Origin of the sequence: Polyangium mundeleinium (assembly GCF_028369105.1) — a bacterium.
Classification (GTDB): Bacteria; Myxococcota_A; Polyangia; order Polyangiales; family Polyangiaceae; genus Polyangium; species Polyangium mundeleinium.
The window spans coordinates 1,305,477-1,323,135 of the sequence record NZ_JAQNDO010000001.1; the positions used below are offsets into that span (position 1 = coordinate 1,305,477).

8 protein-coding genes are annotated in these 17,659 nt (G+C 66.5%); 6 read left to right on the forward strand and 2 right to left on the reverse strand.

Annotation, left to right across the window (positions count from 1 at the left end; translation table 11 throughout):
- Positions 1–11: 11 nt before the first annotated feature.
- Entirely contained in the window at positions 12–1,013 is a 1,002-nt protein-coding gene (locus POL67_RS05470) for an alpha/beta hydrolase (RefSeq protein WP_271915989.1), read from the reverse strand.
- 1,194 nt (positions 1,014–2,207) lie between these two features.
- Here POL67_RS05470 and POL67_RS05475 point away from each other — a divergent pair.
- The 4 genes from POL67_RS05475 (at position 2,208) to POL67_RS05490 (ending at position 13,447) form a co-directional block, all read left to right on the forward strand.
- Positions 2,208–2,345, forward strand: coding sequence for a hypothetical protein (locus tag POL67_RS05475; protein WP_271915990.1), 138 nt, complete (start codon positions 2,208–2,210; stop codon positions 2,343–2,345).
- A gap of 96 nt (positions 2,346–2,441) precedes the next feature.
- Positions 2,442–3,791 (forward strand): metallophosphoesterase family protein, encoded by a 1,350-nt coding sequence (locus tag POL67_RS05480; RefSeq protein ID WP_271915991.1) that lies wholly within the window; start codon positions 2,442–2,444, stop codon positions 3,789–3,791.
- Between the two features lie 2,291 nt (positions 3,792–6,082).
- Positions 6,083–11,908, forward strand: a complete 5,826-nt coding sequence (locus POL67_RS05485) for an AAA domain-containing protein (RefSeq protein ID WP_271915993.1) — start codon at positions 6,083–6,085, stop codon at positions 11,906–11,908.
- A gap of 348 nt (positions 11,909–12,256) precedes the next feature.
- Complete coding sequence (locus POL67_RS05490; RefSeq protein WP_271915994.1) at positions 12,257–13,447, forward strand: hypothetical protein; 1,191 nt, start codon at positions 12,257–12,259, stop codon at positions 13,445–13,447.
- Between the two features lie 95 nt (positions 13,448–13,542).
- Here POL67_RS05490 and POL67_RS05495 read toward each other — a convergent pair whose 3' ends face one another.
- Positions 13,543–14,664: a PQQ-binding-like beta-propeller repeat protein gene (locus POL67_RS05495; RefSeq protein ID WP_271915996.1), complete on the reverse strand. Its 1,122-nt coding sequence runs from the start codon at positions 14,662–14,664 to the stop codon at positions 13,543–13,545.
- Positions 14,665–14,838: 174 nt separating this feature from the next.
- Here POL67_RS05495 and POL67_RS05500 point away from each other — a divergent pair, with 174 nt between their 5' ends.
- Both POL67_RS05500 and POL67_RS05505 read left to right on the forward strand, forming a co-directional pair.
- Positions 14,839–16,353, forward strand: coding sequence for an FAD-binding oxidoreductase (locus POL67_RS05500; RefSeq protein WP_271915997.1), 1,515 nt, complete (start codon positions 14,839–14,841; stop codon positions 16,351–16,353).
- A 369-nt stretch (positions 16,354–16,722) separates the two neighbouring features.
- The gene (locus POL67_RS05505) at positions 16,723–17,649 is read left to right on the forward strand and encodes a LysR family transcriptional regulator (protein ID WP_271915998.1); all 927 of its coding nucleotides are present in this window, start codon (positions 16,723–16,725) and stop codon (positions 17,647–17,649) included.
- Positions 17,650–17,659: the final 10 nt, after the last annotated feature.

A 17,659-nucleotide genomic window follows, 5' to 3' on the forward strand; every position in this document is an offset into this window, starting at 1 on the left:
GGGGGAGGGGATCAGCGACGGTCTTCGCTGGCGTGCGCTCGATTCGCCTGCCAGCGGGAGAGCAGCCTGGCGAGCCAGGCCTCGCGCGCGGCGAGGCAGGCCTTGGCGATCTCCGACTGGGGGGCGATGTCGTAAAACCCGTGGAAGGCGCCGCCCCATACGTGCAGCTCGCAATGGCCGCCGGCAGCCCAGATAGCGCTGGCGTACGCCACGTCCTCGTCACGGAACACCTCGGCGGCGCCGACGTCGATGAACGTCGGCGGCAGGCCACGCAAGTCGGTGGCGCGCGCCGGTGCGGAGTAGGGCGAAACGTTCTCGGTGCCCCGCTTCTCGCCGAGTACGGCCGTCCAGGCAGTCAGGTTGCTCGTGCGATCCCATATGCCGGTGCCCTGGTACTGATAGGAGGAGACCGTCTCGTTGCGGTCGTCGATCATCGGGCATTGGAGCAATTGTCCGGCCAGCTTCGGCCCCTTCCGGTCGCGCGAAAGGAGCGTGGTGCCCGCCGCGAGCCCGCCGCCGCCGCTGCCGCCGAAGATGACCAGACATTCCGGGTCGAACCGCAGCTCCTCGGCATGTTCCGCCATCCATGCGAGGCCGGCATAACAATCCTCGACGGGGATCGGGGCCGGGTGCTCCGGCGCCAGTCGGTATTCGACCGTGACGCCCACCGCGTCGTGCTTCATGGCCCAGTCCACGAGCGGGTGGACCGCCGCGAACCGATTGCACATGACCATGCCGCCCCCGTGGATGTTGTAGATCCCGGGGCCGGGCTGGTGGTGGTCCTTGCGGGAAATCACCGAGACGACGATCTCGGCACCTCCATAGCCAGCAATCGTGTGGTCGACGCACTGGACGGGCAGGTCGCCGATGATCTCCTCGATGGTCGGCATTTTCAATGCGCGGAAATGCTCCAGGCGATCGGGCGTCATGCCGACCGGCACATACCCCTCCAGGGCCGGGAGGAGCGGCGCGATCTGGGGGTCGAACTGCGGATTCGCGAGAGGGCGCTTCATGAAGTCTCCTTGGCGCCCAGTTGTAGTGGACGGCGCCTGGATGTCATGCCCCGACGGCCCGGCATCGGAACGATACGCACGAACCCAGCGAGCTCATCGAATTCTGCCTTGGCCTCGAGGGTATGGGCGCCGGGTCACCTCCGTCCGGCAAAGACCATGACCACCGGCGCCTGCCGGCTCCGCCGGAGCTCCTCCATCTCCTTGACCAGGAACGGTTGCGTCGTCGGAGCGGCATCGCACACGAGCAGCATCAACCATGGGGGGGTTCGCTGGCGTCGGTTCGATGAACTGCGCGATGCGCAGTTCATCGATGAGGCCGTGTCTTCCAGCTTGGGGGCCGAGCCAAAAGGCGACGGGGACGTGTGTGCGAGAGATGGGGGGCATGGTCTGAAGAGACGACGTCGAGCCTCCGGAGGTACGAGGCCGTGCCTTGGAGGGACGGGGACGTGTCTCTGGGGCGTGCGGCCGAGTCTCCGGAGGTACGAGGCCGTGCCTTGGAGGGACGGGGACGTGTCTCTGGGGCGTGCGGCCGAGTCTCCGGAGGTACGAGGCCGTGCCTTGGAGGGACGGGGGCGATGGAAGACGTGACGGGCTCGTGGCGTCGAGAGATGGGCACGATGCGGGAGACCATCGGCTCATCGCCTTAGACCTACGGCCCCATCGCGTGGTGGGACGGAGCCGTGCCGTTTGGCACTTGAGGCCACCGCTTCACGACACGACGTCATGCGACGAGACGTTGCCCGCCGACCTGCCAGCGCTGCGGCCTTTGGTAGACAGGGCAGGGCCATCACCGGTCTTGACCGGCGGCGGCGTTCCCCACCGAGACAGCCGCGCTGCTGCTTCTGCTGGCACTCCGGCTTCTTCGTCGGCCTGTTTGAAAAACTGCGCACCGCGCAGTTTTTCAACCCTGGGTCCAGCCCCTGGCTGGTCCGGGGTCGAGGGGGCGGACAGCCCCTCGCGGGGTCCGGGGCGGCGCCCCGACGCGGCGCTTCCCAGATGAGACCAATGCTCAGGGCCGTACAGTCGATGAGGATGGGCAATCCCCGTGCAGCAGTGACGAGGTGGTCCCTTCCCGCTGCATTCGGTTGAAGCCGCTGCGCCTCGGGGGACGCGCTCGTCAATGTCCGACGGCCAGATCTGAAAACCGGCGTCTTGCGGACCCTCCCCGGACTCGATACGCCCAAAGCTGCGTTCGTGCCTCATGGCACCATGGTCGACGTGGGCCGCGCGAAGACGGAAGCGGGCCAGACGTGGTACCACGTGCGGGCGGTCGTGAACGGTGTGGCCTACGAGGGGTGGATGCACGCGGATATCCTCGATCCGGTGCCCTGAGCTGCCGTGTCGCCCCAAGATTGTGTTTTGTCTCCCAAACTGTTTTGCGCTACGTCACGCGATCCGAGTTCACGGTACGTTTTTCCTTCCCGCACCATGACCCCCGTACGCTTCATCCACACCGCTGACTGGCAACTCGGGCTTCGAGCGCACTTCATCCCGGGAGACGCCGGCGCGGTCGTGCGGAACGCGCGGCTCGAGACCGTACAGAAGATCGGAACCATCGCCCGCGAGTTCAAGGCGGACTTCGTGGTCGTCGCAGGGGACGTCTTCGAGCATCACGGCCTCAAGCCCGACACCATCCGGCGCTCGCTCGACAAGATGCGCGACATCCCCGCGCAGGTGCTGTTGCTTCCTGGGAACCATGACCCGCTCACCCCGGAGGCGTTGTACCGGACGGCGTTGTGGAAGAAGGAGTGCCCGCCGAACGTCCGCGTACTCGACTCGCGCGCGCCGATGATCCTCCGCGAGGGCGTTGCGCTCCTGCCATGCCCGCTCTTCGAGCGGCACGAGCTCGGCGACGTGACCGAGCACCTCACGGCGGAGTACGGGCCGCAGGATCACGTGCGGATCGGGGTCGCACACGGGGGTATCAAGGAGTTCCTCGCGGCGCTCGTCGACGACGAGGAGATGATCCACAACGCGATTCCCAAGGACCTCGCGGGGCGCGCGCGGCTCGACTACCTCGCGCTCGGCGACTGGCACGGGCTCCTGCAGATCGACGAGCGCACCTGGTACTCGGGGACACCCGAGGCGACACGCTTCAAGGAGCAGAACCCGGGGAGCGTGCTGCTCGTCGAGGTGGGCGGCAGAGGGGAGCGGCCCGTGGTCGCTCGCCAACAGGTCTGCACGTTCCACTGGAAGCAGCACGAGTTCACGGTCGAGACGGAGGATGAGCTCGAGCGGCTCGAACGCTTCCTCGACGCGTACCAGGGCAAGGACTCGACGCTGATCGAGCTGACGTTGAAGGGAGCTCCGCGCATGGAGCTCCGCAGCCGCCTGGAGAACGACGTCCTCGCGCGCGCGCGGGACAGGTTTCGCTTCTTGCGGGTGCGCGACGAGAACCTGCACACGATCTTCGGCGACGAGGACATCGCTGCGCTGCGTACGAGCGGGTGGATCGGCCGCGTCGCGGAGCGCCTCCAGGCGGGCCTGCCCGACAAACCGACCGAGGACACGGAGCGCGCGCTGCGGCTGCTTTATCGGCTGTGGATCAGGCCCGCACGAGCGGAGGCCTCGACGCGCGGAGCTACGAGGACATCGAGGAGCTCTCGGGGAGGGTCGAGACGCTGCGCGCGAAGCTGTCGATCGAGGGGACGCGGATCCAGGCGCGATCGGACGGGCGCGTGTGGATCGGCACGGGCAAGGGGATGGAGGTCCCCGAGCTCGGGAACGTCGAGCTCGTGCCCGCGCAGCCGGGCCTCGGGCAAGCCGTGGTGCTCGTGAAGGAGGCCCGCTCCGCGCTGAAGGAGGCGCTCTACAACCTCGGCGTCGAGGACGTGCCGCGCGCACGGGAGCGGCGCGCGGCGCGCGAGGAGGCCGAGCGAGAAGCGGAGGCGTTGCGCCGGCGTATCAAGCAGCTCGCGCCGTCGGGACTCGACGAGCTTGCCGTCCGCGCGTCGCAGCGGGCCGAAGAGCACAAGCGCCTGGAAGGGCGTCTCGGCGCGGCCCTGAAGGCGCAGGAGGAGCTGGATCGTATCCGGTCCGATCTCGCGCGGCACACGATCGACGCGGACGCGATCCAGGCGTTGCGCGCCGCCGAGAAGCTGGTCGCGCTCGCGAGGGAGTCGCGGGGGGCGATGGGCACGGAGCTTCTGCTCCGGGCCAACTCCGAGGTCACCGTGCAGGTGGGGGACGAAGAGCCGCCCGTGACCCTGTCGTCCGGGGAGACGATTGCGCGCCAGGTCACGCGTCCGACGACGGTTTCCATCGGCAACCTGGCCGAGGTCCTCCTCACGCCGCGCGGGGAGGAGCTCGTCCGGGCCACGGCGCGCCTGGAGAACGCCGAGCGCGCGTTTGCCTCGGCGCTGCGCGTGCACGCGGTCGAGTCGCTGGAGCAGGCGGAGGTGATGGCGCAGGCCCGCGACGCGATTGCGAGAAAAAAAGCGACCTTCGAACAGCGCCTCGCCGAGGCCGCGCCGCGTGGGATCGATCCGCTGCGCGTCGAGGTGGACCGGATGCAGCGCGAAACCCAGGCCGCCGAGACCGAGCTCGCCGCGGCGCGGGAGGCGCTCACCCGGCAGGCCGAGGTCGAGGTCGTGCTCGGCGCCAATCCCGTGAGCGCACCGAAATTCAAGCGGCTCCTCGAGCTCGAAGAGGCCCTCCTCGCACGCGAGGCGACGGTCACGATGAAGTCAGCGCGTCTGCGTGGTTTGTCCGGCCTGCTCGCGGGGCGGGAAGTCGTCGTGGGGGAGCCGGTGCCGATCGAAGAAACCGCCGGCGGGCCGGGGTGGACGGTGATCCCCGGGGAATCGAGCGAATGGGTGAGGCTCGAAGAGGCCGAGCGTGCGCTCGACGAGGCATTCCAGCGGGCGCAGGTTGCGGACGTGAGCGCTGCGAGAGCGCGGTGGGCGGCGGCTCGGGACCTCGTCGGCAAACGAGAGCGGCTCGTCGAAACGCTGAAGCTCGTGGCCCCGGACGGCCTCGAAGCATTACGCGGGCGCAAACGCGCGCTCGAAGCGGCCGCGACAACCGAGGGGCCCGCGGGGGAATCGGAGATGCCCGTCGAGGCGCTCCGGCAACGGATCGAGGCGCTGGAGGCCGAAGTGTCGCCGCTGGAGGCCACGCAGGCGGCCGCGAAAGAGCAAGCGATTGCGGCCGAAAAGCTCGAGCATGACTGCATGCACGAGGTCGGGGAACTCCGCGGCCGGTGGAGAGAGCTCGTCACCCAGCACGAGAGGCGCGCCGGAGAGCTCGTCGTATCCCGGAGGGAAGCGCCTGACGCGGTGCTCGAAGCGAAGTTCGAAGAGGCCCGTCGCGAGCTCGAAGAATCCAGGTCGAATGTCGAACGTGCGTCCACGGAGCTCGCGGCCGCGACGCCGGAGCTCCTCCGGGATGAAGAGGGGCGCGCGCAGTCTGCCCTGGATTCACACGAGGGACACCTGCGCAAATTGCGGGACGAGGTGAGCAGCTTGCAGGCGCTGCTCGCCAAAGCCGCGGCCGAGGGCCGGTTCGAGGACCTCAGCGAAGCGAAGGCAGAACAAGCCGCCGCCGCCGAGGCGCTCACGCGGGTGGAGCGGCAGGCACGCGCGGCGCGGATCCTCTGGGATTTGACGGAGGAGGCCTATACCGAGGCCCAACGTATCTTCCTCGGGCCCGTGCTGAACGAGGCCGCGCCTTATCTGAACAACCTGAGGCCCGGGACCGAGATCCGGATGACGCAGGATCTTCGGCTCGACAAGGTGGTTCGCCGCGGGATGGAGGAGGACTTCGGGCAGCTCTCGGGCGGAACACGAGAGCAACTCTCGGTCATCGTGCGAATCGCGCTCGCGCGGGTGTTCGCCAAGGATCGGCGGCCGCTTCCGCTGATCCTCGACGATACGATGGGCTGGACGGACGACGCGCGGTTCCTCTCGATGGTGCGGATCCTGCGGGATGCGGCCAAGGAGCTGCAGGTCATTCTCCTCACGTGCCATGGGACACGGTTCGACCGGCTGCAGCCGGAGTATCGCGTGGATCTCGATGAACTTCGTCGCAATGCCGCCGCAGAAATGATCTGAGCCAGGGGAACCATCTCCATGACCGGCGTCGCTTTCAAACAAGAAAAGCCCACCCCGATCCGCAATCTCGATACGGAGGCCATACGCCTCCCGCTCGAACGCGAGCTCGCTGCCCAGCTCCAGCATGAGCCCTTCGTGGCATCGATCCAAGGTTCCCTTGCATTGCCCGACCCTGCGGCGGTCCGCCGCAAGTTGATGGGGCAGTCGCTGCGCCTCAGCGAGGGAATGGCTCCCGAGCTCCACGCGAGCGCCAAGGAATGCCTGGGCGTCCTTGGCATCGAGCGTCCGGTCGAGATCTACCAGTCGGCGGGGATCGAGAATGCATCGATTCACCTCATCGAGGAGCCCATCCTCGTCGAGGTGCAGGGACGCATGATCACCTTGCTCGACCCAGGGAGCATGCGCGCCGTGCTCGGTCACGAGCTGGGGCATTACCTTGCACACGGACCGTGGACCCCGCTCGGGCAGGCGGGTCGAATGGCGAGCGTGCTTGCCGACGCGGAGGACGTACCCGAGCCCATCCAGAAATTGTCCAGCTCCTTGAGCATGGCGGGCGAGCTCACGGCCGACCGTTTTGGCTTGCTCGCGTGCCAGGATCTGCATGCGCTCCTCCGGCTCGAGATGATCAGCACCACGGGGCTCCCTGGCAATGCCCTGACGTGGGATACGGAAGCGTATCTGGCACAGTGCAAGGAGCTCATCGAGCAGTGCCTGCGCGAGGGATCCGGCACCCTGGGCGTCACCCATCCCGAGCACAACCTCCGCGCCTATGCGGCATGGCTCTTCAGCGAATCCGATCTTTATCGTTCGCTGACCGGTCGTGGCCCCGGTTCGCGCAGCATGGCCGACATCAACGCCGTGCTTGCCAAGGTCCTCGCGGTGCCGGGATTCGACACCAGCTATCACATGCTGGAGCCCCAGCCTGCCGAGCTTCATGCGTGCGCGCTCGCCAGCAGCGTCCTCGTGGCAGCCGCCGACGGGGAGATGGCAGATGCCGAGGCCGAGGCGATCGAGCGGGTGTTTGCTCCGCTCGTTTCGGAGTATGCGGCGTACTTCGACGTCGAGTTTGCTCGCCGGCGCTTCGGCGAGCTCGCGGGTTTGATGGCCTCTCTCGGGGCGGCGTCCCATCGCTCTCTTTTCGGCCTCCTGGCACATGTGATCGGAGCGGATGGGGTCCTGGATCCGCGCGAAGTGAGTACGCTGCTGGCCATCGGGGATGCGATCGGCGCAGGCGCCTTGTTCCAGCGCCTGGCGGTTGTCCTCGTTCGCCGTTTTGGTTTGTCACCCGATGCGATTCCGCAGCCGGTGCTGGACGTTCCGCTCCCCCCACGCGCGAAGGAAGCGCAGAGCGCGCTCGACGCCTTTCTCGGTGCCATGGCGCGCCGTGGTGGAGGCGAGGCGACGCTTCGCCGTCTCTTGCGGCTCCTTGGCGCAAAAAGGAAAGGCTCGGAGCTCCTGCGCACCGTGCAGGAGGCGATCCAGCGCGCTGGGTTGCGGCCTGCGGAGGAAATCGCCTCTGTCGAGCTGGATACCGTGCTTCACCTGGAGGCACGGAGCGTCACGCCGCCTCCTCCCACGGCATCGACGTCGTCGGTCGTCCCTGGTAGCCCCGAGAGCGTCGTCCTTCGCGGGATCGGCAAGTTGCGCGAGCAGCTCGTGTCGGGCGATGGCCGGAGCCCATCGGTCCGCCTGTACCAGGCTCGCCCCGGACGCGCTTTTGATCTCGAAACGCTCGAGCAAGTCTCGGTCGGTTTGTCGGAGCGGGTGCTCGCGCAGGTGCGCACCGGAGAGCGCGCGGTTCTCGTGAAAGCCGCGGAGGCGGGACGGCATGCAGGGGCAAACCAGGCGCTACGCGAGCTATTGATGCTCGACCGGGAGCACAATGGGCGCCTGGAGGAAACGGGGGCAAACGATCTGGCCCTTGGGTATCCGTTCCTGATCGGACTCGCCGGCGGATACCTCGTGCGAGGACCGCTCGTCCTTTACCCCGTCGATCTCGAGCGTGACGATCGGGGGGCACGCAGCTTCGCCTTGAAGCCGCACAAGGACCAGCCGCCCACGGCAAACCTCGCGCTTCTTCGGGTGCTGTTCACCAAAAAAGGGCTTCCCCTGCAGGACGACCTTGCGGCACGGCTCGATGAATTGGCTGCCGATCTGGCGCACGGGCCCGAGGCGCTGCTTGGCGAGCTCTCACGCCTTGGCATCAGCTCCAACAAACTGACGGGCGAGCTTTCCCCCCTCAAAGACCGACGCGAGGAGGTGCTGGGGCGACGCGATGACTTCCTCGAAGTCGAGGAGATTGCGGTCCTTGGGCTGTTTCCCCAGTCGAATTCGGACCTCCTCCAGGATTACGACGGTCTCCTCGCGGACCTGGCACGCGGCGACACCCCGACGGGCACATTGCTCGGCGGCGCCTTGGAGCTCTTACCGGCCGAGATGCGGGACAGGTTCGGGTCGAATCTGACGCCGAGCCCCCCGCAGACCACGAGCGAGGAGAGTCTCGGTGTGCCCGTGATTGCGTCCGATCCGAGCCAGCGGCAGGTCCTCGCGCTCGCCCGGACGAAGCGTGCGCTCGTGGTCGACGGGCCTCCAGGGACGGGCAAGAGCCAGGTCATCGTCAATCTCGTTGCGGATGCGATCGGGCGAGGCGAGCGGGTTGCGGTGGTCAGCGAGAAGCGGGCCGCACTCGATGTCGTGGCGCAACGCCTGCAGCAAACGGGGTTCGAGCATGCCGTTGCCCTCGTGCACGATGTGCAGGAGGATCGGAAACCGGTCTACCAGAAAATCGCGGCGCGTCTCGAAGCCGGGCAATCGTCGGATTTCGACACGGCGTCGGCCGCGCAGACCACGCAGGAGCTTGCAGCGTTGACACAGGTCTTCGATCGGCGTGCCGAGTTGCTCGGTCGAAAACTTCCAGGATGCTCGATGCGTGTCGGGCAGCTTCACGCGCTCGGCTCAGGACTTCCCGCGACAGCCGTCCCAGCCGCGTCCGGCTGCATGGGGCTCCGTGACAGCGATTTGCACCGCGCTCAAACGGAGATAGCGGCGCTGAAACGTTATTCCGACTTGTTCGGAAGGGGTTCGCAGTGGCGGTCGGGGCGGATTTCCCTCGCCGAAAAGGCGGAGTCCTGGTTCCAGAGCTTCGAGCCTACGATTGCCAGGTCCGTGACGACGGCCGCGGAGCTGGAGCAATGGCTTGCAATGGTGGCGCCGACGCCCATCGAGCGCCTGGAGTCAGCAAAGGGCATGCTCGAGGCGGCGCGGGGGACACGCGATCTTCGCGTCCAACCGGAAGATCAGATGCTCTTCGCGAATGCCCTCACGGTCGCGACCCTCTACCCGGACCGCGCTCGCAACCTCGGGGAGACAGAGCAGGCGTGGGCGCAGGCACAGGAAGCGTTGCTCCACTTCGCACAACGCGTGGCGTTCAATCCAGGGCCAACGGTCGAAGCCGCCATGGGGGTGCTTTTGCAATGGGGCAACCGATTCTTCCGGTACTTCTCGCCAGCTTGGTGGCGAGCGAGGGGCGTCGTGCGCGGCTCCGTAACGGCCCTCCTCCCGGAGAAAGCCGGTGCGTCCCTCGACCCGCCGCTTCTCACGGAGCTCTTGTCCCGGGCGCGCGCGACGCGCGCTTGGGAGCAAGCAGAAGCATGCCTCGAAGCTTTCAGCCTGCGCTCGCTCGCGTCCAACTCAGCGGCCCATGTGGGCGGCTTGCTTCGGAAGGTGGGGGAGACGTATCGGCGTCTGACGGCCCTCGTCGCGACGAGGCATCTGCTCGAGGCCGTGAATGCATGGCCGACCCGCTTCTCGATCGAGGAGATCGAGGCATGGGATCGCGCCCTCGATGCGAGGCTCCAAGTTCTCACCGCGCGGGACGCGCACCACACCGCGGCACAATCGCTTTCGGGCTTCTTCCCCTGGTTGGGTCGGCTGCCGGGACGGGCCGTGCTCGAGGCGTTCCTGGAGGCGTTTCGGCGCGATGCCCGTCGGGTTGCCGAGGCAGATCGTCGCCTCGCTGCATTCAGTACGTTGTGCCCCGAGGCGCCCGCAGTCTTTCATGCATTCTCGGAGCACCTCCCGACGGCGGATGCTTCGGCATGGACCGAGTCGTTGGTCAAGACGTGGGCCGTTGCCCGCCTCGACGCGCTGGAGCGATCGACGCCGGAGCTCCGGCAGCTCGACGGTCCCACGCCGTACGGAGATGAGGAGGCCGCCGAGCAGCGGATGGCGGCGACGGTCGGACGTGCGGCGGACCTCGAGCGGAAACGTATCGCTGCCCGGCTCGACAACCATGCGCTCCTGCGCGCGGGGACAGCGCAGCGAGGTCGTCGTCGCACGGCGGATCAGGCCATGAAAGAGGCGATGCTCAAGGAGTGTCGCAAGCAGCGGAACGTCATGCCGATGCGCACGTTCATGCGGAAATTCGCGCCGGAGGGCCTGCTCGATCTCGTTCCCGTTTGGCTCCTGTCGCCGGAGACCATGACGGTGCTCTTCCCGCGGCAGCCGCTCTTCGATCTGGTGATTTTCGACGAGGCTTCACAGTGCACCGTGGAAAGCGGGCTCCCGGTGCTCCTTCGTGCTCAGCGCTCGGTGATCGCGGGTGACGAGAAGCAGATGCCGCCGACGTCGTTTTTCACAGCGAGATCAACGGACGAGGGGGAGATTTCGGATGACGAAGAGGCGACCGGAGCGCGTGAGCTTTTCGAGGCAGAATCGCTCCTCACGCTCGCGCGATCACGAGTGCCTCGAAGCGGCCTTTTGTGGCACTACCGCTGCGCCCACGAGGAGCTGATCGCATTCTCCAACTACGCCATGTATGACGGCTCGCTGCTCACGATTCCCTCGACGGCGAGCCGCACGGCGCCCCCGGCCATTCGTACCGTGATGGTTCCCGATGGCAAGTACGATGCCGGCCGCAACGAGCCTGAAGCTCGCGTGGTCATGGATATCGTGCTGGACCTTCTGGGACGAACCCCCGTGCCGACCATTGGCATCGTGACGCTCAACATCCAGCAACGGCAGACGATCCTCGACGAAATCGATCGGCGCCGTGCATCGGATCGTATGTTTGCGGAACGCTGGGATAAGGCGTGTTCGGCCGAACGGCTTGACGAGCGGCCGTTCGTCAAGAACCTCGAGAACGTGCAAGGGGACGAGCGCGACATCATCCTCTTTTCGCCTGCGTATGCGCCCGTTGAGCGCGTCACCAAGAAGGGCACGGAACGAGTTGTTCCAGCGCGCTTCGGGCCTCTTGGGCAGCGTGGCGGGGAGCGACGTCTCAATGTGGCGGTCTCACGTGCGAAACGCGAGTGCATCATCGTCGCATCGTTCGAGCCGGGGATGCTGTCGGTTGGACGGACCAAGAACGAAGGCCCCAAGCTCTTCAAGCTATTCCTCGAATTTGCTTTCCACCTTTCGAGTGGGCAGCGTGCACTGGCCGAGCGCGTGTTGCACGTCGTCCGCGAGAGCCGTCCGACGAGCGCTCCGTCGGCGACGAGGGACCTCCCGCCGGGTTATGTCCCGCTCAAGGCGCAGATCGCCATGGCGTTGCAGCAACGCGGGGTCACCTGCGAGCTCGATGTGGGGACGTCGGATTTCAAGGTTCCGCTGGCTGTGGTAGATCGCGTTCAATCATCGCGTTATGCGGTTGCTGTCCTGTGCGACGAAGGGGACGAGACATGCGAAGCGTTCGAGCGCCATGTTCATCGTCCGGCTTCGTTGCGGGCGCGGGACTGGAAGGTCATACGCGTGACGGCGCGGGATTGGGCGCGAAATTCGGATGCTGTGCTTGCGCGGATCATGAAAGCGTTGGGGGTTGAATCGGCAGCGTCCGCGAGCACGTGACGGAGATCGGGTTCGGAGCCGTCTTCCCCAGCGCGCAAAAAGGTCATCCCCCGAGCGCAACCCGTGGGGGTGAGCCGAGACTCCACGCGCGCGCTCGAGCTCGGCGACGTGGGCGTTCTGCCCTCCTTCGGAGCAGGAAATCAACCCCGGGGCGCCGGCGCTGCCAGAAACGTTGGATTCTTGCCAGGTTGGCAGCATGACCGGCGGGATGCCAACCAGGTTGCCAAGGAGCGAAGGCGTAGACCGAAAAAGATAGCCACCCTGTCGCGGCATGTACGTTGCCATGCATCAGGCCTGAATGGTCGAAATGCTGCCGTTGCCGGCAGAGGAAGTCGCGAGGAGAGAGGCATGAAGCATTCTTTGATATTTCGAGCGGGTGGGGGTATTCTGGCGGCGGCGCTCGCATTCGCCGCCGGCTGCAATGTCACCGTGATCAACGGCGGCGCGGGTGCCGGTGGCCCAGGAGGCAGCGGAGGCCAGGGCGGCGAAGGCGGCAGCGGGGGCGATGGCGGCGATCAGGGAGGGGGCGGCGGTCAGGGAGGCAGCGGCGGTCAGGGAAGCAGCGGCGGTCAGGGCGGCAGCGGCGGTCAGGGCGGCGGCGGAGGAAGCTTGCCGGCCTGCAATGACGGGACGACGACGGTCCTGGCCATCGACAAGTTCCTGCTGGGCGTTACAGATCCCGACGGCACGCCGAACGCCAGCACGGGCTGGAAGCATTATGGGTTGAACCTCGATGGCGTGACGTCGACCAAGGACTCTGTCGGTTTGTGCAAGCCGGCGGCCGGCGGCACCCCCGCCGCAGCGTACCCCGACGCGTACGATGGCAAAGACAACTCCTTCGGCAGGAACCTCTTGCCCATCATCTTGGGGCTCTACGGCGACTACCCGAACCAGGTGAACCAGGACGTGCAGGCCGGCAAATTCACCTACATGCTGGCCATCGAGGGGCTAGGCGCGTCGACGTCATGTGCGGCGACGAGCAAGCTTTATCGCGGCGACAACCTGGGGACGCTGCCGACATGGGACGGGACCGACGCCTGGCCCCTCGGCCCGGATTTCCTGAACGACCCGGCGGATCCGGCCTCGGCGAAGAACGTGTTTCTGGAGAGCGTGATCGATCAGGACGTGTACCGATCCGGCCTCGGGGTAAACTTCGACCTGGTGCTCGGCGACGGAAGCGGCGCGATCCTCTCGGCGTTCCCCATCCGCCACGCGCGCATCGAAATGAAGCTCTCTCCAGGCCACGACGGGGCCATCGAGGGGCAGTTCGGCGGCATCATCGATACCGAGGCGTTCCTGGTGGAGATCGCGAAGTCGGCCGCGAAGTTCGACGAATCGTTCTGTGATCCGAACTCGCCGACGTTGCAATCGATTCTCTACCAGATCCGCCAGGCGTCCGATATCATGAAGGACGGGACGCAGGACCCGACGAAGACGTGCGACGGGATCTCGATCGGATTCGGATTCACGATGAAGGCGGTCGAGCTGGGCGCAGTGGCCCCGGCGGACCCGCCGCCGGTCGATCCCTGCGTGCACTGATCACGCGTCCCCGGGCGACCGAGCCTGGCGCGCCACTGTGCCCTCGGCGTGCTCGGGAAGCCCGGCGGATCTCCTTCGGCAGATGATATCGGCGGCTATTGCGCGATCCGCACGATCACGCCTTCGAACGGATCGTCGGCGCCGCCGCGCGTATACGCGACGTAAATGCCGGTGTCATCGAATACGGGTGGCGTGAGCTGCGTGCCCTGCGCGAGCTGCTCGAACTCACTGCTGCCGTCGGCGCGCACGCGCGACAGCATGGCGTAGCCATCGCCGAAATTCTGCAGGAAATACAGCCACGCGCCGTGGCGCCGCAGGTCGTGCGGCGCGCCGCGCGGGAACTCGGCGTCGCCCATTGGCGCAGCGAGCACGAGCTCGTTCGAGCCGCCGGCCCCGAAGCGCCGCAGCTCGTACGGCGCGACCGCGGACGTCGTGTACACGTAGTCCGCGTCGACCGCGTGATCGCCGAGGCCGTGCGACGATAGTCCCGACGCGAGCAACTCGGCCGCACCGCCCGTCGTCGGCACACGCTTCGCCTCGTAGCCGTGCCGATAATAGAGGAAGCCACCAGCGACGCCGATGGGCGCGTCGTACTCCTCCGTGAGCATGGTCGGGCTGCTGCCGTCGTACCCGATTGCGATCACGGGGCCCGAGCTCGCCGAGATGTCCTCGTGGACGACCGATTCCGCGTACAGCCGCTCACCGTCGCCGATCATCGGCGCGACCAGCTCGTAGCGGTCGCCCCATGCGACGATTTCCGCCGCGCCGTCGGGCGTGGCGGTCACGGCGTCGAACGCCATCAGCGCGGTCCGCACGATGCCGCCCTCGATGACGCTCCCCGGGAAGTACAACGTATCCCCGCGGACTACAGTGCTGCTCGCGAGCTGCGTCGTGGTCGCGGTGAACTGGTAGCGGAAGAGGCGCGTCGTGCTTGCGGCGGCGAGGTCGATCGCCGAATACGTGCCGCTTGGAGACACCACGTACACGCGGCCCGCGCCAACCGCGAATGGCGTGATGCCGGGGCCGAAGTCACAACCGACGACGACCTCCCCATCTGGGACGTCGGTCGTGCATTCCGAAGGGGCTACGATATCGATGTCGTTCCCAGGCGCGGGCTGGGCGTCGTGGGAGACGCACGCCGCGGCGTGCGAGACGAGCAGGAAGGTGACGAGGAGCTGGTAGCGCATACGCGGCACGATGCCGCCGGTGGCTCGCATCCGCCGATTCATTCTACATTAAACCGCGTTGGACGGCCCTGCGGCGCCGCCGTCCGGGATGGAGCCATCGGTACCCGAATCGGCCTGGGCAGGGAACGCGGTAGATACATCCGGGAGCTCGGTCGAGCGCCGCCAGGCTTTGCATTGTGGGGTCCTTGCTGTCACTTTCCGCGCATGACTGCGCATTGCCTGACTTCACGCCGCACGTTTCTTACCCAGACCGCCGCTGGTGCGCTTGGAGTTGCTCTCCTGGATGCCTGCGCGGATACGCCCGCGCCCGTCCCCGACGATATTGGCGCGCTCGCGAGATCAGTTCAGGGCACCGTCGTGGTACCGGCGGACGAGGCCTATGACGCGTCACGCCTCCTGTACAATACCCGGTTCGATGCGGTTCGACCGCTGGCTGTCGTGAAATGCAAATCAGCGAGCGATGTACAAAAAGCGCTGGGTTGGGCGCGACGGAACAGCGTTCACATCGCAGCGCGCAGCGGCGGGCATAGTTATGGTGGTTTCTCGACGACGTCCGGGCTGGTCCTCGACGTCCGCGACATGGCGACCATCGAAGTGGACACGACGAACCATACGGTCCTGGTCGGGGCCGGCGCATCGCTGATCGACATCTATGGCGCGCTCTTTGCCCACGGACTCGCGCTGACAGCCGGCACCTGCCCCACGGTCGGCATCGCGGGTCATGCGCTCGGCGGTGGTTATGGATTGATTTCGCGCAAGTTTGGCTTGACCTCGGACAACCTGCTGGAGATCCAGCTTGTCACGGCCGCCGGGGACCTGCTCACCTGCAATGACAAGCAAAACACGGATCTATTCTGGGCATGTCGCGGCGGAGGCGGCGGGCAATTCGGCGTCGTGACCTCGTTGAAGCTGCAGGTGTATGCCGTCAGCGAGGCGTCTTATTTCAGACTCATATGGGGCTGGCCGGACGCGGCGAAGGTCGTTGATGCGTGGCAGGCTTGGGCCCCGTACGCGCCGGACGAGCTCACATCGTTATGCGGCCTGTTCTGTCGTCCTGGCAAGGAGCCGTGGGTCCGCGTCATTGGCATGTACCTGGGGCCGGTGGCGGCGCTCGAGAAGCTGTTGCTCCCGATGCTGTCGCCGGCGCTGGGGACGCCGACGACAACAGTGGTCGAGGCCGACTCCTACGAAAACATCACGCTGATGTGGGCGGGCTGCGAGAGCACCGCGGCGGCATGCCACCTCGCGCCGCAAGGCACGCTTGAGCGCGAGATCTATCGCGCCAAATCGGATTACGTCACGGAGCCGCTGCCGGCTGCCGCCATTGATATCATGATGGAGTGGGTGGCCGCGCGCGCGACCGCGACCGCTACAGGGTACATTCTGCTCGACGCCTATGGTGGTGCGCTGAGCCGCGTCGCGCCGGACGCGACGGCGTTCGTGCATCGTGCCCCGTTGTTCTCTTGCCAGTATCTCGCTTACGAGCGCCCCACGGACACGCCCGAGACGCAACAAGAGAACCGCGACGGGCTGAACGACCTCCATGCGTCCCTGCGCCCGTACATGTCCGGAGAGGCGTATCAAAATTATATCGATCCGGACCTCGCCGACTGGCAGCACGCCTATTACGGCGGGAACTTGCCGCGGCTCCTGCAGGTGAAGGCAAAATACGATCCGCAAAACGTCTTTCGCTTCGCGCAGAGCTTGCCTGTGGTGTGACGAGGGCATCGATCTCACGAGCCCGTCGAGGTCGAGCCTGCCTCTCTTTCGAGTCAGCCTCCGCGCCCGGCACTCGCGACATGATCGTGGACACCAAGTGCGGGCCCGTCGCGTTGGGATAGCGTCACGGTTGCCCGGCGTACGGGAAACGTGCTAGGCGTCGGGGAGGAGGACATGCCGGTTTGTCCGCCTTAGGCGAACTGCGCTTGCCGTAGAGACCGGGTGAACCGAAGAGCATGAGCGCGGCGTCGCATCGGCAGCCTTTCCTGAAGCGACGCTGGATCCGCGCCACAAGCTTACAAAGGATCTCTGCAACATCCGAGAGAATGACCGAGACAGGCACACCAATATTCTGCTTTAGGAAGGGTCATGGACCGGATTGACGCCATGCGCGTCTTCGTCGCGACGCTGGACGAGGGGAGCCTTGCGGGCGCGGCGCGCAAACTCGGCCGCTCGCCGGCGTCGATCACGCGCGCGATCACCTTTCTCGAAAACCATGTCGGCGTACAGCTGCTCCACCGCACCACGCGTTCGATCCATCTGAGCGAGGCTGGCGAGCGTTATGCCGCGGCCTGCCGGCGTGTGCTGGTCGATCTGGAGGAAGCCGACATGCTCGCGGCGAGCGAGCGCGGCGCGCCGAGAGGTCTGCTCACCGTGACCGCGCCGCTGGTGAGCGGAACGAAGATCATGCGTCCGATCCTCGACGCGTTCCTGGCGCAAGAACCCGCGGTCAGGGCGCGGCTGCTGCTGCTGGACCGCACGGTCAGCTTCGTCGAGGAAGGCATCGATGTGGGGCTGCGAATTGCGCACTTGCCCGATTCGAGCCTCCTCGCGACCCGAATCGGTGAGGTGCGGAAGGTGCTCTGCGCGGCGCCTGCGTATCTCGAAGCGGCGCCACCGCTCATGAGCCCGGCCGACCTTGTCCGCCATCGCTGTATCCAGATGACCTCCTTTGGCCAAGAGAGCTGGAACTTCCCACCCGAAAAGGCCACGGGCGCCACGCGGCACGTAGCGATCGAGCCGAGGCTGGTGGTGAACACCGTCGAGGCAGCGGTGGCGTCCGCGGTCGAGGGCAACGGCATCACACGCGTCTTCTCGTACCAGGTCGCCGACGAGGTGGCAGCGGGTCGACTGCGGATCGTGCTGGCCGACGCGGAGCCTGTGCCACTCCCCGTTCATCTGATCACGCCCGAGGGCCGGCTTTCGGTGCCCAAGGTGCGCGCCTTCTTCGAATTCGCGGGCCCGCGGCTGAAAGCAGAATTCACGCGGCGCCAGATCGCCTGCACCGGCGGCTAAAGAGAGCCGG

Excerpts from the sequence above, each read along its gene's own strand:
- POL67_RS05485 (WP_271915993.1), top strand. The coding sequence starts at position 6,083 with ATGACCGGCGTCGCTTTCAAACAAGAAAAGCCCACCCCGATCCGCAAT.
- POL67_RS05495 (WP_271915996.1), bottom strand. The coding sequence starts at position 14,664 with ATGCGAGCCACCGGCGGCATCGTGCCGCGTATGCGCTACCAGCTCCTC.
- POL67_RS05500 (WP_271915997.1), top strand. The coding sequence starts at position 14,839 with ATGACTGCGCATTGCCTGACTTCACGCCGCACGTTTCTTACCCAGACC.
- POL67_RS05505 (WP_271915998.1), top strand. The coding sequence starts at position 16,723 with ATGGACCGGATTGACGCCATGCGCGTCTTCGTCGCGACGCTGGACGAG.
- POL67_RS05480 (WP_271915991.1), top strand. The coding sequence starts at position 2,442 with ATGACCCCCGTACGCTTCATCCACACCGCTGACTGGCAACTCGGGCTT.
- POL67_RS05490 (WP_271915994.1), top strand. The coding sequence starts at position 12,257 with ATGAAGCATTCTTTGATATTTCGAGCGGGTGGGGGTATTCTGGCGGCG.
- POL67_RS05470 (WP_271915989.1), bottom strand. The coding sequence starts at position 1,013 with ATGAAGCGCCCTCTCGCGAATCCGCAGTTCGACCCCCAGATCGCGCCG.